This is a genomic window from Pseudoalteromonas sp. SG43-1, from assembly GCF_014164415.1.
In the GTDB taxonomy this organism is placed as follows: Bacteria; Pseudomonadota; Gammaproteobacteria; order Enterobacterales; family Alteromonadaceae; genus Pseudoalteromonas; species Pseudoalteromonas distincta.
In genome coordinates, this window is record NZ_JACJFD010000030.1 from 30866 (window position 1) to 53626 (window position 22761).

General features: G+C 38.3%; 19 protein-coding genes. 8 read left to right on the plus strand and 11 right to left on the minus strand.

Annotated elements, in window-relative coordinates:
* The first annotated feature begins 105 nt into the window (after positions 1-105).
* Positions 106-1185: a ketoacyl-ACP synthase III gene (locus tag H5159_RS17700; RefSeq protein WP_182194756.1), complete on the plus strand. Its 1080-nt coding sequence runs from the start codon at positions 106-108 to the stop codon at positions 1183-1185.
* 70 nt (positions 1186-1255) lie between these two features.
* Positions 1256-1642, plus strand: a complete 387-nt coding sequence (locus tag H5159_RS17705) for a VOC family protein (RefSeq protein WP_182681582.1) — start codon at positions 1256-1258, stop codon at positions 1640-1642.
* Between the two features lie 39 nt (positions 1643-1681).
* Here the strand turns inward: H5159_RS17705 and H5159_RS17710 are convergent, their stop codons facing one another.
* Positions 1682-3046 carry a M17 family metallopeptidase gene (locus H5159_RS17710; protein WP_154902923.1) on the minus strand — a complete coding sequence of 455 codons (1365 nt, stop codon included), beginning with the start codon at positions 3044-3046 and terminating at the stop codon, positions 1682-1684.
* Positions 3047-3133: 87 nt separating this feature from the next.
* Positions 3134-3556, minus strand: coding sequence for a hypothetical protein (locus H5159_RS17715; RefSeq protein WP_002959004.1), 423 nt, complete (start codon positions 3554-3556; stop codon positions 3134-3136).
* Positions 3557-3659: 103 nt separating this feature from the next.
* Here H5159_RS17715 and H5159_RS17720 point away from each other — a divergent pair, with 103 nt between their 5' ends.
* The 3 genes from H5159_RS17720 to H5159_RS17730 all read left to right on the plus strand — a co-directional run bounded on the left by H5159_RS17720 (position 3660) and on the right by H5159_RS17730 (position 8416).
* On the plus strand, positions 3660-3833 hold the full coding sequence (locus tag H5159_RS17720) for an oxidoreductase-like domain-containing protein (RefSeq protein WP_154902924.1): 174 nt from the start codon (positions 3660-3662) through the stop codon (positions 3831-3833).
* Between the two features lie 317 nt (positions 3834-4150).
* Positions 4151-6733 carry a TonB-dependent siderophore receptor gene (locus tag H5159_RS17725; RefSeq protein ID WP_039488458.1) on the plus strand — a complete coding sequence of 861 codons (2583 nt, stop codon included), beginning with the start codon at positions 4151-4153 and terminating at the stop codon, positions 6731-6733.
* Between the two features lie 249 nt (positions 6734-6982).
* The gene (locus H5159_RS17730; RefSeq protein WP_154902926.1) at positions 6983-8416 is read left to right on the plus strand and encodes a sulfotransferase; all 1434 of its coding nucleotides are present in this window, start codon (positions 6983-6985) and stop codon (positions 8414-8416) included.
* 315 nt (positions 8417-8731) lie between these two features.
* Here the strand turns inward: H5159_RS17730 and H5159_RS17735 are convergent, their stop codons facing one another.
* Positions 8732-9634, minus strand: a complete 903-nt coding sequence (locus H5159_RS17735; RefSeq protein ID WP_182712354.1) for an alpha/beta fold hydrolase — start codon at positions 9632-9634, stop codon at positions 8732-8734.
* 128 nt (positions 9635-9762) lie between these two features.
* Here H5159_RS17735 and rlmF point away from each other — a divergent pair, with 128 nt between their 5' ends.
* Together rlmF and ltaE are read left to right on the plus strand one after the other, a co-directional pair.
* Complete coding sequence (gene rlmF / locus H5159_RS17740) at positions 9763-10695, plus strand: 23S rRNA (adenine(1618)-N(6))-methyltransferase RlmF (protein ID WP_182780773.1); 933 nt, start codon at positions 9763-9765, stop codon at positions 10693-10695.
* A gap of 40 nt (positions 10696-10735) precedes the next feature.
* Positions 10736-11740: a low-specificity L-threonine aldolase gene (gene ltaE / locus H5159_RS17745; protein WP_154902929.1), complete on the plus strand. Its 1005-nt coding sequence runs from the start codon at positions 10736-10738 to the stop codon at positions 11738-11740.
* Here the strand turns inward: ltaE and H5159_RS17750 are convergent.
* From H5159_RS17750 to H5159_RS17785, 8 genes are all read right to left on the minus strand, one after another.
* A complete protein-coding gene (locus H5159_RS17750; RefSeq protein WP_182780774.1) occupies positions 11714-12307 on the minus strand; it encodes a thymidine kinase in 594 nt (197 codons plus the stop codon). The two genes, ltaE and H5159_RS17750, sit on opposite strands and share 27 nt — an antisense overlap.
* A 93-nt stretch (positions 12308-12400) precedes the next feature.
* The gene (locus tag H5159_RS17755) at positions 12401-13195 is read right to left on the minus strand and encodes an amino acid ABC transporter substrate-binding protein (protein WP_182780775.1); all 795 of its coding nucleotides are present in this window, start codon (positions 13193-13195) and stop codon (positions 12401-12403) included.
* A gap of 72 nt (positions 13196-13267) precedes the next feature.
* Entirely contained in the window at positions 13268-13738 is a 471-nt protein-coding gene (locus tag H5159_RS17760; protein ID WP_182780776.1) for a methylated-DNA--[protein]-cysteine S-methyltransferase, read from the minus strand.
* Positions 13738-15090, minus strand: coding sequence for a DNA-3-methyladenine glycosylase 2 family protein (locus tag H5159_RS17765; RefSeq protein ID WP_182780777.1), 1353 nt, complete (start codon positions 15088-15090; stop codon positions 13738-13740). Before H5159_RS17765 ends, H5159_RS17760 begins: the two co-directional genes overlap by 1 nt.
* A 74-nt stretch (positions 15091-15164) precedes the next feature.
* A complete protein-coding gene (locus tag H5159_RS17770; protein ID WP_182780778.1) occupies positions 15165-15776 on the minus strand; it encodes a superoxide dismutase in 612 nt (203 codons plus the stop codon).
* Between the two features lie 22 nt (positions 15777-15798).
* Complete coding sequence (locus H5159_RS17775) at positions 15799-16305, minus strand: hypothetical protein (RefSeq protein WP_024597096.1); 507 nt, start codon at positions 16303-16305, stop codon at positions 15799-15801.
* Between the two features lie 79 nt (positions 16306-16384).
* Positions 16385-16867 carry a GNAT family N-acetyltransferase gene (locus tag H5159_RS17780; RefSeq protein ID WP_002958990.1) on the minus strand — a complete coding sequence of 161 codons (483 nt, stop codon included), beginning with the start codon at positions 16865-16867 and terminating at the stop codon, positions 16385-16387.
* 12 nt (positions 16868-16879) lie between these two features.
* Entirely contained in the window at positions 16880-21643 is a 4764-nt protein-coding gene (locus H5159_RS17785) for a PAS domain-containing protein (protein ID WP_182780779.1), read from the minus strand.
* A gap of 251 nt (positions 21644-21894) precedes the next feature.
* Between H5159_RS17785 and H5159_RS17790 the strand changes: the two genes are divergently transcribed.
* Positions 21895-22761, plus strand: coding sequence for a cation diffusion facilitator family transporter (locus H5159_RS17790; protein ID WP_182780780.1), 867 nt, complete (start codon positions 21895-21897; stop codon positions 22759-22761).

Genomic DNA, 22761 nt, shown 5'->3' on the forward strand with positions numbered 1-22761 from the left:
GAATATTTACGATACAAAGCATGCTATAAACTAGTCTTGAAAGCCGTTTTTTGGTATAACTCCCCCATTAGTAACACATGTCAGACCACCTTAAGAGAACATACTATGCCTTACGCACATATCACTGGTTGGGGTAAATGCATTCCACCAGCAAGCATTAGCAACGATGAAATTAGTGAAATAGTTGATACCACCGACGAGTGGATAACCACGCGTACTGGCATTAAATCTCGCCGAGTGAGTCATGTAAGTACCGCTGAGCTGGCAACCGTTGCAGCTAAGCATGCTATTGCGTGCGCAGGCATTGATCCTAAAGATATTGATTTAGTGATATTAGCAACCTGTACACCTTCTACTGTTGTGGCAAATACCGCCTCACAAGTGCAAAAAAATATTGGTGCAACAGGCGCTGCCGCAATGGATACAAACGCGGCATGTTCGGGCTTTTTATATGCGTTGCAAGCTGCTACAGCACAAATTCAAGCGGGTATGATTAAAAAAGCAGTCGTTATTGCCGCTGAACGTATGACCTGGTATGTAAACTGGGCACGTCGCGACAGCGCTGTTTTATTTGGTGATGGTGCAGGTGCAGTAATACTTGAAGCTGCCGATACCCCAGCGGGTTTACTTGGTACCAAAACCGGTTGTGACAGCGAAGACCGCGATATTTTACACATCACCAACTTTGGTAGCGATTTAAATAAGTATGAGCCAATTGGTCCTTCTGATTTATTATTTGAAGGCCGTGAAATTTTTAAACGTGCTGTAAAAGGTATGAGTGAAGCCTGCGACGACGTACTACAACAGGCCAACTTAAGCCTTGACGACATTAATGTACTCGTTCCACACCAAGCTAACTTACGTATTATTCAGGCTATTCAGCATCGCTTAAAAGTACCTGACGAAAAAGTAATGGTTAACATTGGTGACTATGGTAATACCTCTGCTGCGACTATTGCTATTGCGTTATGTGAAGCGGTTGAGCAAGGGTTAATTAAACCGCATTCAAACATTATGTCTGCAGCATTTGGTGCAGGCCTTACGTGGGCTGCAAGTTACATAAAATGGGGCGAACGTGTAACGCCTATTAGTGTAAGCGATGCTGCTTTACCACCATGTGATAAAACTGGTTTAGAGCTTGTAGCACCGGCCGTTAAAGCATGTAAAGAAGCCGAGCAAAGCTAGCACAACATGTAATAAGCCACATTTAAAACGCACTTATTTAAGTGCGTTTTTGCTTTTTAAGGAATTAAATTTGAAACTTTTAGGTATTCATCACGCTGCGATTATTTGTAGTGACTATGCACGTTCTAAACACTTTTATAGCAATGTACTTAAACTTAACGTTATTAATGAGCACTTTAGAGCTGATCGTAATTCATATAAATTAGATTTAGCCATGCCCGATGGTAGCCAAATAGAGCTATTTTCGTTTGATGGTTCGCCCGAAAGACCCAGCTATCCCGAAGCACAAGGCTTAAGACATTTAGCTTTTAAGGTAGCGGATGTACAGATTGCAAAAACGTATTTAGAGTCGTGCGATGTAAACGTTGAGGATATTAGAGTGGATGAAATAACCGGCAAAAAGTTTACCTTTTTTGCCGATCCAGATAACTTGCCACTTGAGCTTTATGAGGTTTAAAGCTCATAAAGCTCAAGTTCTTACTATTGAATCAAAAACTTACTTATTAAAACGATTTTGTAAGTAGTTAAATACAGCACGAATACCTAATGCTTCACCACCCGTTGGACGACCTGGTAATGCACGTAAGTTCCATGCCATTACATCAAAGTGTACCCACGGTGTTGTTGGTTCAACAAATTCTTTTAAGTAAAGCGCTGCAGTAATAGCACCACCAAACGGTGTACTTGCGCAGTTTGCCATATCGGCTACATCACTTTTTAGTAAGCTTTTATATTGCTCAAACAACGGAAGTTGCCAAACAGGGTCATGTACACTTAAACCGGCATCAATAATCCCATTTGCTACATCGCGCTCTGTTGAGAAAAAGCCCGGAAGCTCCGTGCCCAGTGCAACACGGCATGCACCCGTGAGAGTAGCAAAATCAATAATTAGCTCAGGATTATCGTTTTGCGCTTCGCTTAATGCATCACATAATACTAAGCGACCTTCAGCGTCGGTATTATCAATTTCGACCATAATACCTTTGCGCGTTTTAATAACATCGCCTGGGCGAAATGCATTGCGCGATACTGCATTTTCAACCGCTGGTACAAGTACACGTAATCTAATTGGTAAGTTAGCTGCCATAATAAGCTGCGCTAGTGCAATTACGTGCGCCGCGCCGCCCATGTCTTTTTTCATGTTACGCATGCCAGAGCTTGGTTTTAAATCAAGTCCGCCTGAGTCAAAACATACGCCCTTACCGACTAGTGTAATTAATGGAGCATCTGTCGCGCCCCATTTTAAATCAAGTAAACGCGGTTTATTTTCGCTTGCACGACCCACCATATGAATAGTCGGGTAGTTTTGCTCTAGTAACTCATCGCCAACCCACTGTGAAAATTCGCCATTGTAAGTTGCAGCTAAATCTTCCATAACTTGCGATAAATGTTGCGGCATCATATCTACCGCTGGAGTATTAACTAAATCACGTGCAAGTGTAATGGCATCAGCTTGTTGGCTAATGCGTTCATATAACGCTTTATCGCTAATGGCTAATTGCGCCTTTGCTGTTGGTTTTTCTTTGTATTCACTAAATTCGTAACCACCAAGTACAAACCCTAAAGCAACCTGCTCTACAAAAGCGCTGTCGCCTTGAATTTGATAAGTACCTGTAGGAAGTGTATTTGCTAAATTACCCGCAGCCCAAAAATCATCGCTGCTTTGCATTAAACAAAATACCTGGCTTAACTCGCCCGTTTTAGCATCAGGAATTAAAGCAACACCTTGCTTTTCAAAACCTGTATTAGTTAACCAATTTTGTATAAATGCAGGCTGCTGTGCTTGCCAGTCAGATAATTCGTTTTTAAGAATAAAAGATAAAGGAATACCAGAAGATGTATGACGTAGTAATGCACTCATTAAAAAGCTCATATAATATAAAAATGGTACTTAAGAGCATATCAATAAGCGCACCTAAAAGGTATCGCTAATTTGAAGGGATTTTAGCTACTTTTTTAAGCTATTTTTAGATTCTTGCTTTTGATTTTCTTGATCTATTTTAGCATCTAGTTCTTTAATAGATTTGTTCATATTAAACGAACTTGGCAGTACATCAACTCCCACCAAACTCCCTAATTTAACAACTAAAGGAATTGTAAGCGGAGCAAAAGGTAATACAGCAAATACACCGAGCCCTAACCCTTTTAAAATATCAACAAATTGCTCATTTGCGCGTTTTAACTCTTCTTTACTTGTGTGGCCTTGAGTGTAACGCCTATAAATAGAGAGCATTTCTTTAGTTTCTTGTTTTTCTTGGGCGAGTGCGATTTTAAGCGCCACCATAGCACGGCGAAAACGCAGCTGTTGGCGTTTTTTACTAATTTTAACTACCCGCCAAGGTGCACGGTGAATAACTTTATATAATCGCATAACTTTTATTTTCACACAGCAGCACAGGTTCACAAAGAATAATTTACTTTCAACACCCTTTAACTTACCCTTTGCACCAAATTAGTATTAAATACATACAACAATGCAGAATATAACAAATCAATTACCGCAAAAACCTGAAAAACCAAAATCGGATGAATGTTGCGGTGGTGGCAGTTGCTGTCCCTGCGTATGGGATGAATACAAAGAAAAATTAGCAGCTTGGCGGTACGCACAAAACATTGAAAACCCCACAAAAAAAGATACAAATAAATAACATTTAAATGCAGTTAGCGCATTAATATTCCCCTCAACAGCCTTATTTGCACTTATTTAGTTCATTTTAGTTTTACTTTGCACCACTGTTGCATTTTTTCTTAAATTGAATCTTTTTGTTATCAAACGGTTAATTAGTAATTGCCCTTCCTGTTTTTTATCTATAGTCTGTAGATAGGACTTCACAAAAAGTAAGCTTAATTGATTAGGCTTTTGAGCTAAAACCTCAAACTTATGTGAAACAAAAAATTAAGTTAAAAACAAATGATGTGAAATTCACATCAAAAATAAGAATTATTCTAACTGGGGAAAATTAGAATGAAATTAAAAAGTAATGCGCTAAACCAAGCAATCAAATTTGCTTTAGCTACAACCACTGCAGGGTTATTTATTTCTGGATCTGCTATTGCGGCAGACGAGCAGGAACAAACTAAAGTAAATAAAAACGTTGAGAAAATTGCCGTAGTAGGTACGCGTTCAGCTCCTCGTTCAATAGGTGACTCACCGGTTCCAATCGACATTATTGGCGGCGAAGAGCTTGAAAAGTCAGGTAACACTGACATGCTTGAACTTTTAAAAGGTGCAGTACCATCGTTTAACGTACACCAAAACCCTATCAGTGATGCGGCTTCTCTTGTTCGTCCAGCTAACTTACGTGGTTTACCGTCAGACAGCACATTGGTTCTTTTAAACGGCAAACGTCGTCACCGTGCTTCTGTAATCGCATTTTTAGGCGGTGGTATTAACGATGGCGCGCAAGGCGCAGATATTTCAGTTATTCCAAGCATTGCGATTAAACAAGTAGAAGTACTTCGCGATGGCGCGGCTGCGCAGTATGGTTCTGATGCAATCGCCGGTGTAATGAATTTCCAACTAAAAGACGCTTCAGAAGGTGGTAAATTAGAAATCCGCCATGGTCAATTTTATGAAGGTGATGGCGATACAACACAAGTGTCGGGTAACGTAGGTTTACCGTTTACCGACAATGGTTTTGCTAATTTAAGCTTTCAATATAAAACAGCTGATGCAACAAGCCGTTCAGTTCAACGTGCCGATGCTGCAGCACTTTCAGCTGCCGGTGTGCCTGATGTATCCTCTCTTGCACAAGTATGGGGTGCACCAGAAGTAGATGACGATATTACTATTTTTGGTAATGTGGGTTTAGAGCTAACAAACGACTCTGAATTTTACATGTTTGGTAACTACTCTGAACGTGATGTACGTGGCGGTTTTTATTACCGTAATCCGCAAACTCGTTCTGGTGTTTACTCAAATGATGGTGGCGAAACATTACTTGTTGCCGACACAACACCTGATATGAGTGCTAACTGTCCAACTATCACAATAACAGACGGCAATGTACTAGATGATCCTGCTTACATAAATGGTGTAGCAAACAACCCAGATTGTTTTGCCTTTAATGAGATGCTTCCAGGTGGCTTTACACCTAACTTTGGCGGCAACATTACTGATACTTCTTTAACTATTGGTACTAAAGGTCGATTCACTGGTGGCTTCTTAAAAGATACTTACTATGACTTAAGCGGTACTGTTGGCTTAAATGAATCACGTTACTTTATTTACGACACGGTTAATGCCTCTTTAGGTGCAGATACACCACGAGACTTCAGCCCGGGTAAATACGAACAGCTAGAGAAAAACTTTAACTTTGATTTATCAAAAGGTATCGACTTTGGTTTAGCTTATGATGTAAACATTGCCGGTGGTTTTGAGTGGCATGAAGAAACATTTACTATCGTCTCTGGTGATGAAGCATCTTACACAGCAGGCCCTTTAACAGAACAAGGCTTTGGTATTGGCTCTAACGGCTTTCCTGGTTTTAAACCATCACAAGCGGGTGAATTTTCTCGCCGTAACTATGCAGCATATGTTGATGTTGAAGCACCGTTTACTGAAGACTTTTTAATGGGCGTAGCACTTCGATTTGAAGACTACGACAGCTTTGGCACTACCACTAACTACAAAGTAATGGCTCAATACCATTTAACTGAAGACTTAAACGTGCGTGGTTCTGTAAGCAGTGGTTTCCGTGCACCAACGGTTGGTCAAGCTAACGTAAGTAATGTACAAACAAGTTTAGATGGCGGTGTATTACAAGATTCAGCGCTTCTTCCACCAACAAACCCAATTGCAGTGCAATTAGGTGGTACAGAGCTTGAGCCGGAAGAATCACAAAGTTATACGCTTGGTGCTGTATACACAATTGGCGAATTATTTTTAACGCTTGATTACTACAACATCCAAGTAGATGACCGTATTAGCCAATCAGATAAAATCAACTTAAGCCAAGCAGACAAAGATACCCTTGCAGCAGCAGGAGTACCTAATGTACAAGGTCTTGCTCAAGTAAGCTTTTTTACAAACGACTTTGACACAACAACACAAGGTATCGATTTAGTTGCAAACTATACAGCCGAATTAATGGGCGGTAGCTCTACATTTAGCCTTGCATATAACTGGAATGATACTGAAGTAACTAAATTTAGTGAAATTACAGGTGCGTTTAAAGTTAAGCGTTTAGAAGAAGATTTACCTAATCATCGTGCAACGTTCACATTGTCTCAACAATGGGAATCAGTTTCTGCATTTGCTCGTGCAAACTACTACGGCGAATACCAAGGTGTTCACGTTGATTATGATGCAACAGCTAAAACAGCAGATGCTGCAGTCACTATTGATGCTGAAGTAACTTACTTCTTAAATGAATCAGTTAGCTTCTCAGTAGGTGCTCAAAACTTATTCGACCAAGATGCTGAAAAACTTGATTTTGCAGATGCAACGGGCATCCCTAATAACAACTGGGGTGGTCAGTTCTACGAAACATCTCCGTTTGGTATTAACGGTGGCTTTTACTACGCTAAAGCAACATATACTTTTTAAACTATTTTCATGAAGAACCAAAGGCGAAATGTTAAAGACATTTCGCCTTTTTAATTTTATAGTTAATAAAAATAATAATGAACAATACCAATTGCATTGAATAAGTGTTCTATTATAGCGCTCAGAAAATAGCGTAATAACAAGGCGAAAACTATGATATATAGTTGCTCTATATGAATAATTTTTAACGCAGTGAGTACGCTATTTAATGCGATAGAATGATTATTTTTTAATAAAATTGGTATAACTATGCTACTTGAAAAAGCCAACCAACTACTGCAACAAAATAAACTCAAAGAAGCCGAGTTCCATTTTAAAGCAATTTTAAATAGTAACCCTGAAAATGGTGAGGCTTTATTTGGCTTAGGCAGAATTGCCTTACGACTAGAACGTTACGACGCTGCTGTATACCTACTCCAAAAAGCCTGTGAGCGCTTGCCTCATATGCTTGAACCATTACATGCCCTTGCTGATGCTTTTAACGGTGTTCATTCGCCAAACGATGCGCTAACGGTGCTTGAATACGCAAAAAAATTAGCAAGTCATAATCCAGAACCTCATTATTACTTAGCACAGCACTATTTAACACATGGCGAGTTAGATAAAGCTCATACAACTTTTGCTCATGCACTCAGCATTGGTGTATACCCTGTAACAGCCTATATTTTATTTGAACTTGTACAATTAGGTCGCTTTGATAAAGAACATAATTATGTAAGTAATTTGCACCACTTATTAACTCAAACTAGTAATTTACGTTTAAAAATGGTGTGTTACTACGCATTAGCAAACAGTTACGATGCACTTGAGGATACCGAGCAAGCATTTAATTATTTTATATTGGCGAATAAATTACAAAAAAAATTAAGTGAATTTAACACTAGAGATTTAATCCCTTTTTACGATGAAATAATAAAATACAACACCGAGGAGTTTATAGCCTCTGCCGATAAAAAATTTACGGGTAATATCACGCCTGTATTTATTATTGGCATGCCTCGTAGTGGCTCTACCCTTGTGGAGCAAATGTTGGCAAGCCATAGTCAGTTTTCGAGCCTAGGAGAGAGCACGAGTATTAGTAATAACGCAGTTGCTTTTATCGAACAAAAAACGGGAGTGACTTACCCGCAATGTTTAGCACATTTAACGCCGGATTTAATCAAAAAAGCCCGCGAGCTGTATATCACAACATTAAAAACAGCATCGCCCATCAGACCTTTTATAATAAATAAACTACCGAGTAACTATCAGTCGCTCGGACTTATATATATTCTATTTCCAAATGCTAAATTTATAAATTTAAGTCGTGATTTTAATGCCACTGCATTTTCTATCTTCACTAATTACTTTGCTGAAAACGAGCCTTACTTTTGCTCACTACCTGAGTTTAAGCTTTATCATAAGTTGTATAAAAAACTGATGAGCCATTGGCACTCTTTTAAAGAGATGCCAATTTATGATGTCAGTTACGAAGATTTAGTGAGTAACCCAAAAGAGCAGCTAACGCAGTTACTTGGTTTTTTAAACTGTAGTTTTGAAGAGCGCTGCTTAGCGTTTTATAAACAAAAAACACCGGTAACGACCTTGAGTAAACATGCTATTCGCCAACCTATTAATAACGCCGCAATCGCTAAGTGGGAGCGTTACAAAACACCTCTTCTAAAGTTACTTGATGAGAATTAATTAGGGCCTGTTTATCTTTCGAGGTTAAATTTGCAGTAGGCTGTTTGGTATTTAGGCAAGGCAGAGCCTATGTAGTGTGGTTGTTCCCCATAAATAGGCGATAACGCAGCATAAAGACCAAACATCCACTGCCCTTTGGGTTCTCTCTAGGGACGATTAACTCTTTGTTGCTCGGTTTTTACTTATTTTTACATGGATGTAAGCCAGTAGGGTAACGCAGGAGCAGTTACCGAGCCCACTAGGTTACAAACTTCGCGCCGTGATTAAATCTTCCTTGGATTGAACAAGTTTTAATCCTGAAAGGTCAACAGGCCCTTACGGATGTGCTTTAAACCAATTAAGTAAATCTTTAAATTGATCATCACGCGCACTTGGGTGGGTAAGCATATTAATATGATCGTAATCAAAATTATGCCCGTGTTTACGACCGTAAATTTGCATTTGTTGAATGCCTAGCCCCGATTCGTCCATAAATTTTTGAATATCGATTGGTTGCGCTAATGCTTTATCTTTTACCGCAGCAATATGAAGCGTTGGCGGTAAATGCAGGTTGTTTAGCGCTTTTGCATAATCAAAATTATCATCAGAATCTATCCATGGCTTCTTTTTAGCCCATTGCATACTTTGATAATGCGACTTTTGAGTTTCGTTATCGCTGCCCCACTTATAACCTTTAGCATTTAAATAGCCATGTTTTTTAGCAAGTAAAGGCGCCATAAAATACCAAATTAAATTGGCTTGTAATAATTTTTGAGGATGATTATTAAATAAAGAACGCTTAGAGCCAAAATACACACATGCTTTAACGTCGTTAATATATTCTGGAAAACGTGCAAACGCGCTGTTCATCAACACCCCGCCCCAAGAGTGAGCAACCCAGTAGTCTGGCTTTTTGCCTTCAATCAACTCTATTTGCTTAATAAAGGCAGGGATGTCTTCTAGGATAGACTCAGTTTGTCCATATTCGGACTCGCTCGAAATGATTGGCTTGCTATCACCTCGGCCACGTAAATCAGCCACATAACATCTATACCCATGCTCAGCTAAAAAAGGGGCAAGTCCTTTATTAGAGTGCGTGTAAAAAATCTTACCGTTTTCTATTGCTCCATGCATAAAAAATACGATAGGCCCTTGCTGATCTTCATCGCTAATACGGCGTAAATGAAGTGTTTGCTGATCAGCTACATTAATAATTATTGATTGCTGAGAAATTGCCACAGTTATTCCTTTTTATTATTTTCAACTCATCCTACCAGTAATATTAAATATACCAAAGGAAATGTGTGCACTTTACTCATCAGCATTTGTTACAATCACCACATCATATCTGTTGTTAAAATGAAGCCATGAAAGAAAATAAAGCACGTTCAAAATTACACCCTCGTAACCTACATAAAAATGGGTACAACTTCGATTTATTAACAACAGAGCATCCTGCTCTACTGCCCTTTGTTATAACCACACCTGCAGGGACTAAAAGCATTGATTTTAGTGATAACAAAGCTGTTAAAACACTTAATCAAGCTCTTTTAAAAGCACATTATAATATTGATTTTTGGGATATTCCCGAGCACAACTTATGCCCACCTATACCTGGGCGTGTTGACTACATTCATTACTTAGCCGACCTATTAAGTGATGATAATCAACAACAAATACCTTTAGGTAAGCAAATTAAAGTGCTTGATATTGGCACTGGCGCTAACTTAGTTTATCCGCTTACTGGTACAAGTGAATATAAGTGGCATTTTACTGGAACTGATATTGATACAGCCTCAGTAAAAATAGCAAAGCAAATTGCTCAGTTTAATCGTTTAAAAATCACCCTAAAACATCAAAAAAACGCATCACATATTTTTAAAGGCGTTATAAATCAAAAAGATCTATACCATTTAACGCTCTGTAACCCTCCGTTTCATGCAAGTGAAGAAGAGGCAAGTAAAGGCAGTGAACGTAAATGGAAAAACTTAGGAAAAACACCCAGTAGCACGCTTAATTTTGGTGGTCATAATAATGAATTGTGGTGTGAAGGCGGTGAAGTACAGTTTATCTCTAATATGATTAAAGAAAGCGAAGACTTTGCAGAGCAAGTACTCTGGTTTACATCGTTAGTCTCTAAAAAGGATAATATTGCAGCCCTTGAAGAAGTATTAAAAGCTCACCCAATAGCACAGTATAAAATTGTTGATATGGCACAAGGTCAAAAAATTAGCCGCTTTATTGCATGGACCTACTTTGATAAAGACACTCGTGAGCAAATTTGTAGCGAGCTTGATTAATACCAATTTTATTAAAAATAATAAAAAGGATAAGGCAATCATGATAGATTTTCGCTCTGATACAGTTACAAAACCAACAAAAGAAATGCGCGATATTATGTACAACGCACCGGTTGGTGACGATGTATATGGTGATGATGAAAGCGTTAACCAACTAGAAGCCTATGCGTGTAAGCGTTTTAATTTTGAAGCCGCACTTTATTGTAGCTCAGGCACACAAGCCAACTTACTTGCGTTAATGGCGCACTGTGAGCGAGGTGACGAATACATTTGTGGCCAAAATGCTCACAATTATAAGTTTGAAGGTGGTGGCGCAGCTGTTTTAGGGTCTGTGCAACCACAGCCTATTGAAAACGATGCTGATGGCAGTATACCTTTTAGTAAAATAGCGACGGCTATAAAACCAGACGATTGCCATTTTGCAAAAACGCGATTGCTCAGCTTAGAAAATACCATTGGCGGAAAAGTACTCCCGATTGAGTACTTAGCCCAAGCACGTGACTTTGTTAATACGCATAGTTTAGCGCTGCACTTAGACGGCGCACGTGCTTTTAATGCCGCTGTTGAGCTAAAAGTTGATATCACTGAAATTACAAAGCACTTTGACTCAGTTTCTATTTGTTTATCTAAAGGTTTGGGGGCGCCCGTAGGCTCTTTATTATTAGGCTCACCAGCACTTATTAATAAAGCAAGACGATGGAGAAAAGTACTTGGTGGCGGTATGCGCCAAGCAGGAATGCTTGCAGCCGCTGGACAATTTGCACTTGAGCACAATGTAGAGCGCTTAAAAGACGATCATGAAAATGCACGTTATTTGGCTCAACAATTAAGTGAAATCAGTGGCTTTACTGTCGATATGACTAACACCACTAATATGGTTTACGCAACATACAGTAGCAGTATAAATATTAAAGATATTGCTGAAGCGCTTAAACAACAAGGCATATTATTTAGCCCAAGCAAGCAGCTTAGGCTAGTTACGCATTTAGATATAACCCGCGAAGATATTGATACATTTTTAAATGCTTTGTCGGCCCATATTTAACGCGGCTTTATAATGTTTGCGGCATACCGAAACATATCGGTCATTGCCGCCAATTTCTACTTGGTTACCATCGGCTATTGCATCACCATTTTCATCGGTACGCAGTACATGGTTTGCTTTACGTCCACAGTGGCAAACAGTTTTAAGCTCAACTAACTTATCAGCCCACGCAAGCAAATATTGCGACCCTATAAATAGCTCGCCTCTAAAGTCGTTACGCAAGCCATAACACAATACCGGTATACCTAATTCATCAACCACATCGGTTAATTGCATTACTTGTTCTTTTGATAAAAATTGGCACTCATCAACTAACACACAATGGCGTTTTTTTTCATTATTGAGTGATTGAATAAGATCAAAAACATCTTTACTAGCATCAAATACATGCGCATCAGCTTGCAACCCAATACGAGACGATACTTTACCCACGCCTTGTCTATCATCAATGGCAGCAGTCAGGATCACAGGTTCCATGCCACGTTCTTTATAATTAAATGCAGATTGTAATAACGTGGTTGATTTACCTGCATTCATTGCAGAGTAGTAAAAGTATAATTGAGCCATTGTGGTGCCATTTTATAAAAAGTGCGCTTATGCTACCTTAATATTAAATTAATACCAATTTACAAACGCGAATTTTATTTTGTCAGGGCCTGTTTATTTAAGTGTTTGTAAGTATTTAATATACACAGGTGCACTTTCAAATTTTGATAACCACTGCCACATTTGCAAGCTCAGAGCATTATTTTCTTCATAGAATTTTTTTGAAAATACAAGGTAACCATGGCTAGTTTCGTAAGGGGGATAAATAGGTTGAACATTATTACCCTCATACGGATAACTCGACACTTTTAAGCCATCTACTTGGCATAGATCAACGCTCGCTTGCACTACCCCCTTCTTTAGCAACTCAAAAGCTTTGCTTTTAGAAAACGTATTATGAATAAAAAATGGTTCTTCTTTTAACGCGCTATTTAGCCCATAACCATTAGGAATAGCTATAGTAAATGCTTTATTTTGAAATACTTCACGAGTCTCCCATTCCTTATGAAATTTATAACGCCCTATAAGGCAGCTGCCAAATTCACTTACTGCGTAGTCATCTTGTAACTTACCTTGCTCATCAACAGGGTAAACAGCAACGTTTTCTCGCCCTTTGCGGTAACTTGCAATAACAGCATTAACTCGATTAAATTCTAAATCGTTTAAGCATCTACGCCATGGCTTTCTAACAAATGATATTGCTACATTGGGCAATGCTAAATCAAGTTGTTGAAGTATTTCGATTGATGCACCAGGTTTATCTGTTGGTATATTTTGGCCATCACCTAAAAACATAGGAGCTATATTTTTGTCTTCGTAACAAAACACGAGACTTTGCGGCTTGCTAAACGCAGTAGCGGTAAACATTAAACTGGCAATAAAAAAGTAAACTAAGCTATTAATACGCATAATAATTTTTATTAGTTGATTATTTAAATTATAGGTTGAGTTAAGCAGACTGGCTATATTTTATCAATTAATTTACATTAATCCTTCGTGTTTCAGCAACCACAGTTTCCTTTCAAGCCCACCAGCATAGCCCGTTAACTTTGCATTTGCGCCAATAATGCGGTGGCACGGTACAATAATACTAATCGGATTTTTACCATTAGCAGCGCCTACTGCCCTCACTGCTTTTGGGTTATTGAGTTGGTTAGCAATATAGCCGTATGTTTGCGATTGTCCAAAAGGCACCGTTAATAGTGCTTGCCATACACTTTGCTGAAATACTGTACCGGTTGTATCAAGTGGTACATCAAACATAGTGCGTTTTTTTGTAAAGTACTCATTTAACTGCGCAACGCAAATAAGCACCGCCTTGTTAGTAACTTGCTCAAATGGCGTATAAGAGTATTCAACTGGTGGATAAAAACCAACGTAACTCACACCTTTATCAGTCGCTTGAATAATTATGTCGTCTATAGGGCTCGAAATTGATGTTTGAATGATCATTATAATTGCTGCCAAAGTTGAAACGTTAAGTAAGAGCGAAAAGGAGCGCAATTAGCAGGCTCAAAAGGGTTTGCCGCCGCTTGAGCTTTTTTAACACCTAAGTCGCCATCAAGTAATATATCGGGTTGGCTTTGTCCTCGCAGCTTTGCATAATTTACTGTCCAAGGACCAATTCCCTTTAAGCTAAGCCATTCGTCTAAATCGTCATTTTCAGGATTTAGTGCACAAAATTGGGCTAAGTTGTGTAGCGCATTTTTGCGTGCTTGTGGCATTTTAAAAAATGCAAAATCACTATTAGCAACAATTTTAGCCGTAGGAAAATAAACGGCATCGCCCTCTTTTTCGCCTAATTCATCAACTAACTTTGTTACTAAATTATGCGCTGCAGTAACACTCACTTGTTGCCCAAGTACCGCTCTTATACCGGCTTCAAAACTTGACCAAATCCCGGGAAGTCTGAGCCCTTCGCACACTGTAAACGCATTGTTTATATTGGCGCTTAAATGCGTTTCAATTAAATTAATATCGGCATCTAAATCAAGCACACGGCGTATATTATTTATAACTGTTTGTAAGTACGCCGTATTGTCTATATTGATAGACACACTAAAGTGGTTTTTACTCGCTATAAATTCAGCGGTAAAGCTTCCTTTATATTTCTCAGTTGCAAAAGTACGCCCGTAGCTCGTTTGTGTTATCCACTCCATTGGTTTTATTAAGCGCCTTTGTAAAAAGCCCTGCAAAGCAGGCCAATTATAAGGCGGCCTAAATGGCAGGGTTAAAGTGAGTGTTGACGTTGGTTTTTTATCGCCACTGCGCAGCTTCGAGGGAGCTATATTTAACTGCTGTAAAAATGCATCATTAAAGCGCCTAATGCTTTTAAAGCCTGCGGCAAACGCTATTTCGGTAAGGGGTAAATGTGTTTCTTGAATCAGCTTTTTAGCAAAGTGACATTGTTTAAATAATCGATATTGCGTAATCGACATGCCAAAATACTGCTTAAACAACTGCCTTAAATAACGACTACTTATACCTAAACGAGCTGCTAATTTTTCGCAGTCGTGCTCGTCATTTTGATCTATTAACTGTTTTGCTCTAAGTGCAGTCGTTTTTGTACCCTGCCATGCTGCGCTGCCAGGGGCACTATCGGGCCTGCAACGAATACAGGGCCTAAAACCATCTTGCGCCGCGTTATGGGCAAACTGATAATAAGCAACGTTTTTTTCGTGAGCCGTTGGTGCAGGGCAAATTGGTCTGCAATAAATACCGGTACTTCTTACCGCTACGTAAAAAAGCCCGTCAAAACGAGGATCGCGACTCTGACGTGCTTTTTGCCAATGTGAAGTGTCCATAAACGGCTCTATAAATTAACCTAATAGAGCCTAGCTTATACAAAAAAACTCACATTACTAGCCATATTCGGCACTCAACTTACTGCGGCTAGGTAGCGTTTTTCAACTTCAGTCCAATTAATTACATTATAAAAAGCAGCAATATAGTCAGGACGCTTATTTTGATACTTCAAATAATAGGCATGCTCCCATACATCAAGTCCCAAAATAGGGGTATTTCCCTGCATTAAAGGGCAATCTTGATTAGCACTATTTTCTACAATCAACTTTTTATCTGGGGTCACACATAGCCACGCCCAACCACTGCCAAATTGACTAATTGCAGCAGCAGTAAATTGGTCTTTAAACTTATCAAAACTGCCAAACTGTTCATTTATTGCCTGAGATACACTACCTTCAGGTTCCCCTCCTCCTTGCGAGCTCATTACTTGCCAAAATAAGCTGTGATTAAAATGCCCTCCTACATGCTCTTGTACTGCTTTTTGTAAATCACTAGGCAGGCTATTTATTTCCTTAAGTAATTTTTTAGCATTTGCGTTTGCATATACAGTATCTGCTAAAGCAGCATTGGCTTTATTGATATACGTTTGATGATGCAATGTGTGGTGAAGATGCATTGTTTTACCATCAATATGAGGCTCAAGCGCATCATATTCATAATCAAGTGCAGGCAAAGTAAAAGCCATAAATACTCCTTTTTCTTTTAAATTAGTGCAGTTGATTGTTTGTAGTGCTCTCTGAGCATAAGCAAAAATTCACTTGCTCTATTAGCTCAGGTAAAAAATGATAGCGTCTTGCAAATGATACAAGTTCAGAGGACGTTTTAGTGTAATGATGCTTACTCACTTTTTGTATATCGTAATGAGTATGCTTAATTAGCGAACAGAGTGTTAAGTGTACTTCGCATAGCCATTTGCATGCATTTTCAGGCTGTTGCATAGCTATATAGGTATCAGCTAAATTATGCGACGCAACAACAAGTGCGGGTATGCAATGCTCAATAGCATGGATGACATTGTTATTAATCTGAGCATATAAAAACTGCTGAAGAAGATGATCTGCAAGTGTTTTAGCTAATAAGTATTTATCGCGGGCTTCGAGAAGTGCACCTTGTTCAAATGCATAATTACCTTGCATTATATTCGACTGCCAAGGGCTTAATGCTTGATCAAGACAAAGTAAATCTGAGTGGGATTGTTTTTGGTTTGAGATCATATAATCATCTGCACGTTTATTTATGGGCGTGTAGTTAACTTACACACCCATAAACCTAAATGCAAATGATTTTCATTAACTATTTAGCAAAGTCTAGTAATTCCTGCCCTGTTAAGCGATATATAATCCATTCGTTTTGAGGCTTTGCACCAATGCTATTGTAAAAATCGATAGCGGGTTTATTCCAATCAAGCACTACCCATTCAAAACGACCACAGTCATTACTAATCGCCTTATTAGCTAAGTGCTTCATAATGGCTTTACCTGCACCATTGCCACGGCTATCTGGGCTTACGTATAAATCTTCAAGGTATAGGCCATTTTTACCTAACCATGTAGAGTAATTATAAAAATAGACCGCAAAACCAATTGGCTCATCACCTTCTAAACAAATTATGCTGTGCGCAGTAGCACCGTCGCTAAACAGCGTATCTAAAATAGCCTGTTCGTCTGTTTTAACTGCATCCGGTTCTTTTTCATATATGGCAAGTTCGGTAATAAAGTGCAAAATTGTTTTTGCGTCACTTGGTTTTGCATCACGTATTATAACGGGTTGGCTCATTGTATTTTTACCTTAAATATACTGCTCTAATTTATCTTTTAAAATATCTAATTGAATAGGTTTACTCAAGTAATCATCCATTCCAGCTGTTATACAACGCTCTTTATCTGAGTTCATTGCATTTGCGGTGATAGCGATTATTTTAATGTTTTTATGCTGTATGCCCGCCACGCCTTTACGAATAGCAGCGGTTGCAGCAAAACCATCCATAACTGGCATTTGGCAATCCATAAGTACGAGCTTAAAGAAACCAGAATCGTGAGACTCTAATATATCTATCGCTAATTGACCATTTTCGGCAATTGTAACGTCACAATTAAGCTTTTTGAGCATTAATGTAGCCACTTGTCGATTAATTGGATTATCTTCTACAAGTAATATTTGGGTAGGTTCCTGCACCTTTTCTTTTTTAAGAGAGGAAATATAGCCTGAAGTAACAAGTGGGAGTGTCTCATCTGAATCATTACTTGTTATGACTGACAGTGCAGAAATTAAATCGGCAGTGGTTACAGGTTTGGGGAAATATGCCTGAAAGCCTGCATTAGAATAGCGCTGCGCACCTTCCATACCAGCAATACTGGTCATCATTACAAGTGGCATTGATTTATAATGTTCATGTGCTTTTAGTGCTTTACACAGCTCTATACCATCCATTCCTGGCATTTGCATATCAAGCACTGCAATGTCATACATGCAATTGTTACTTTTATACTGCTGCGCGCACATATCAAGAGCTTCGCGTGCGTCACATGCAAGCGCAACCTTAGCTCCCCAGTGCTCAAGCTGCTGTGAAATTACAATTCGATTTGTCTCGTTATCATCAACAACCAAAACGGTTAGCTCTTCCATATTAATATTAGGAATATAACGTTCTTTTTGATCTCCCGGAGTCAGCATTATAGTGGCAGTAAAAGTACTCCCTTTACCGGCTTCGCTAGTGAGAGAGATAGCCCCCCCCATTAGTTCACAAAGCTGCTTACAAATAGCCAGCCCTAAGCCACTGCCTCCATATTCACGCGTTGTTGATGCATCGACTTGAGAGAAAGGGGTAAATAATTGCTCTTGTTTTTCTAAACTTATTCCTATGCCTGAGTCCTTTATACTTACAACAAACTCTAAACCTTGAGCTACTTTATTAATTTTCGCGCTTACAACAACCTCGCCTTGACTCGTAAACTTAACGGCGTTGCTCAATAAATTAGTAATAACTTGGCGAATGCGCCCTGGATCGCCGCATAACTGCGAAGGCTCTAGCGCTACCAGATCCAAAATAATTTCAATACCTTTGTCTTGAGCTGTAAATGCTTGTGCGGCAGCAACTTCACCAATTAAATCACGTCCATTAAAGTTAATTTCTTCAAGCTCGATTTTACCTGCTTCAGCTTTAGAGAAATCTAAAATATCATTAATTACACCCAATAAAGAATGTGCACTTTTTTTGGCTATATCTACTTTTGTTTCTATTGGTTTAGATAACGACTCTAATTGAACAAGCTCTAGCATGCCGAGTACGCCATTCATTGGCGTTCTAATTTCATGGCTCATGGTTGCTAAAAATTGGCTCTTAGCAATGGCTGCATCTTCAGCTTTTACAAGTGCTACTTTTAGCTCCTCACTAATTACTTTTCGTTTTTGAGAAACTAAAGTGCTTCCCACTAAAGTAGCTAATGAGCGAAGATACGTTTCTTCACTTTGCGTCCAGTTGTGATGCTCGCCTACTGTTTCAGCGCACAAAATACCTAAATTACCATCGCCTGTTGCAATTACAGCATCAAGCATCGATTTAATATTTAGTGGTGTTACATATGCTTCAATAAAATCAACAGTTGCTGAGTGAGTATAAACATCATCAATAGCCACTAAATTATGTTTATAAATAGCATTAAAATAAGCTGGGTAGTCTTTAGCAGTTAAAATAGCGTCGGTATCTACAAACCCTTGACCATTTATATATAAGCAATGACACGTCATCACATCTCGTTTTTCGTTAAAGATCCATATCGAAGCTCGTGTAACATTTAGCACTTCACACATAGATTTAACGGCTAGCTTTTTAACCTGTTCTACATCACTATTTTGCACCTCAGGTGCGACTGTAAGCGCGGCTAAATTTTTGTTATAACGATTTGCTTTTTCGCTCTCAAGTTCAAGTCGTTTATGTGCATCAATACTTTGAAATGAACCAAACACACGTACACATTTACCGTCTTTAAGCTCAGCTTGGCCCATCGATTTAACCCAACGCTCTTGCCCAGAATAGGTCAAAATAATAAGCTCTACACTCCAGCTTTCACCTAAAGTCACTGCGCACTCAAATAAGGTACTTATAGTATCTCGGTGTATGCCTGGTTTATAAAAGTTAATAGCGGTATCTATGCTCGGTTCAAAGTCCTCTGGTACTTCGTGAATAACTTTAACTTCATCAGACCAATAAAGTGTATGCGCATCTAAGTCCATCTCCCATGCGCCAATCTGCCCTTGCTTACTCATTGATTCAAGTAGGCTTTGCTGACGATTTATTTTTAACTGTGTATTGTAACGCTCTGTAATATCAAAAATAAATCCATCTAAATACAATATGCTGCCATCATCTGCGTAAATGGCTTGGCCTTTTTCATTTACCCAATGTAAGGAGCCATCGCGGGCTGTAATCCTATACTCAACAGACCATGACTGCTTAGCGCTAACACAACGTAGAATTTCATCTTTTATTTTTTTAGAATCGTCTTCGCATATCAAATCAAAAAAGCTGGGGGGTTCATCATGTATCAACTCATCAGGTGAATAACCTGTTATTCCACTCGCTTGCTCGCTCATATAAAGCATGCTTAATTTATTATCAAACTTACATCGATAAATAATGCCAGGGATATTTGATACCAAAGATGCAAACCTATCGCGGCTTCCTTGTAGCTCAAGCTCTGTAGATTTTCGTTCTGATATATCTAAATGCGTACCTATCATACGTTTTGGAGAGCCATCGGTATTCCACTCAACTACTTTTGCAGTATCGAGTACCCAAATCCAATGTCCATTTTTATGCTTCATGCGGGCTTCACTAACAAAATAGTCAGTCTCACCGGCAAAGTGCTCTTGGAGTTTTTTATTTGATATCACTAAGTCGTCTGGGTGAGCATATGTATACCAAGTATCTATAGTACAAGGCTCAATCTCACTGAGTTTGTAACCTATTATCTCGGCCCAGCGGTTATTAAACGTCACTTTATTCGTATCAATATACCAATCCCAAATACCCACGGCTGTTGAGTCTATCACTAACTGTAACTGTGTTTTGTGTTGCTCAAGCTCTAGCTCTTGTACTTTCAGGGCTGTAATGTCATTACGAATAGCAATATAGTTTTGCGGTTTTCCATTTTCATCTAAAAATGGTGCAATCGTCGTATCTACCCAATATATGCCACCATGCTTAGCTTTATTGCATATTTGCCCGTTCCATATATCACCACGTTTAAGCGTTTTATACATATTTTTAAAAAATGCTTGTTCGTGTTTTCCTGAATTTAAAAGGCGATGGTTTTGACCTATTAATTCGTGTTCATCGTAGCCACTAATCTCACAAAATTTCTTATTTACAAAAGTGATGGTGCCATGCAAATCAGTTACAGCAACAATAGCGTGTTCATCTAATGCACTTTTTTGCTCGGCTAATTGTTTTAATGCAATTTGAAGTGCAGAGCGTTGCTTTTGTAATATACTGTGTTGCTCTTCTTTTACGGCTACTAAATTACGTAAACCCAATGAAAGCTGGTTAAACTCAATACTGTCGTTTATTACAGGGACTTTTACCTTATCTCCTTTTGTAATACTTTCAACAATTTTAGCTAAGTTAATTAAAGGTCTAGAAAGTCGACGCCCAAACCACCACGATGACGTTAATATAAGCAGCAATGCCCCCGCATTTGTTAATAAAGCAAGCTGTTTATAAAAATTAGCACCTTGTAGTGCAACTTCTTTTGGTTTTGTTACAAGTAATTGCCATCCAGATTCATTTAAAAACTCTAGAGAATCAATATACCCGTATAAAGTCTCTTCATTTTTATTACTGTAAGAAAAAACACGTTGCGTTGGGGAGCCGTTTTGAGAGAAAAATAGTGGTTGAGAATCTTCTGAATTATTATTTTTTTGAATTTTATTATTATGCATAACATAAAATGTTATGTCTTTATTTGCAGCGTGTATTTTACTTAGATTATTTAATAAGCCGTTTAAATTTATATCTGCGAGCAATATGGCTTGTAGCTTATTTTCGGTATTTACTAACGGTAAGCCAATAATATGATACTCACGCCCTGAGACTGTCATTGACTGAAATTGGATTTTACCTGTATTTTTAATACCAGAGAGTATGTTATTAAAACGTTGATCTTTAATAATATTAAAAAAGGGTGATGAAGGTAGTGATTTAACGAGGTTTACATCAATAAGTTCTACATTATTAACAAAGTCGTACTGCTCAACAAATTGCGCTATTAATTGTTGTTTTTTAGTCGGGCTAATATCAAACTGCGCCCTAAGCAAATATAGATCCTTAACATGCTCTGCAAACCAAATATCAGCAAATTGCTTACCTATATTATTAAGCTCGTTTAGTTCAGCGTCTGCATTTTGCTTAAGCGTGCTATTTACATGTCCAAGGCTAAACCAAGTAAGTATACATAGTGGCCCTAAGGCTATAATTATAAAGGTTATAATTAACTTACTTCGAACAGACTGTCCTTTACCTGTTAATTCATCAAAGTTTAAACCTTTGTGCATGCTTAATATCCAGCAACTTATAATCATTTAATATTACTTACATTAATGCACTAAATATATAAAGACGCAAGTTTTGAGCGGTAAACTCCTTAAAAAATGGGTGTTTAGCGTTACAATATTAAATTCACACTTTTTAAAATATACGCCTTTATTACTAACTTATAATTAGATTTATTGACGCTACCACATCTGTAGCGGTTTTAAACCAGCCATGATATAAGCAATATTCAATTAATACATTTGAGGTCATTATGGCGCACGATCACTCACATAGTCATGTAGACGAAAACCAGAGCGATAAACAGCTAACCGTCGCTGTGGTTATTAATGTATTGCTAACCGTAGCCCAAGTTATTGGCGGGGTATTTTCGGGCAGTTTGTCACTTATAGCCGATGCACTTCATAATTTAAGTGATGCTGCCGCTATATTTATCGCGCTCGTTGCACGTAAAATTGGTAATAAACCTGCTGACACCACTCATCATTTTGGCTATAAACGCGCTGAAATACTTGCCACACTTTTTAATAGCAGTACATTGATATTAATTGGTGTGTATTTAATTTTTGAAGCCATTTCGAGCTATTTAAACCCTCAACCAATTAATGGTTGGATAGTTGTGTGGGTGGCAGCAATAGCATTGATTATTGATTTAGCAACCGCATATTTAACCTACCGAGCTGGCGCAAATCACAGTATAAATATAAAAGCGGCCTTTATTCATAACGTATCAGATGCATTGGCATCTATTGTTGTTATTATTGCGGGCACCTTAATTATTTTATACCAGTGGTATATCGTTGACTTAATTGCCACTGTGCTTATTTCTCTTTATGTAATTTATCATGGCATTTTACTATTAAAGCAAAGCTGCAAAATTTTAATGCAAGCAGCGCCTAGCAATATTGATATACACGCAATATCACATGCTATTAGTAATGAATTTAATATCGAATCGGTAGTTAGCATTAAGCTTTGGCAACTAGATGATAAAGAAAATTATTGTGAGCTTATTATTGGCACTCAGCACTTAATCAATTTGCCAGCAGTAAAAAGCTTTTTACATGACAATTTTAATATTGAAAATTGCATAATAGAAATCCGACCAATCGCAAATTAA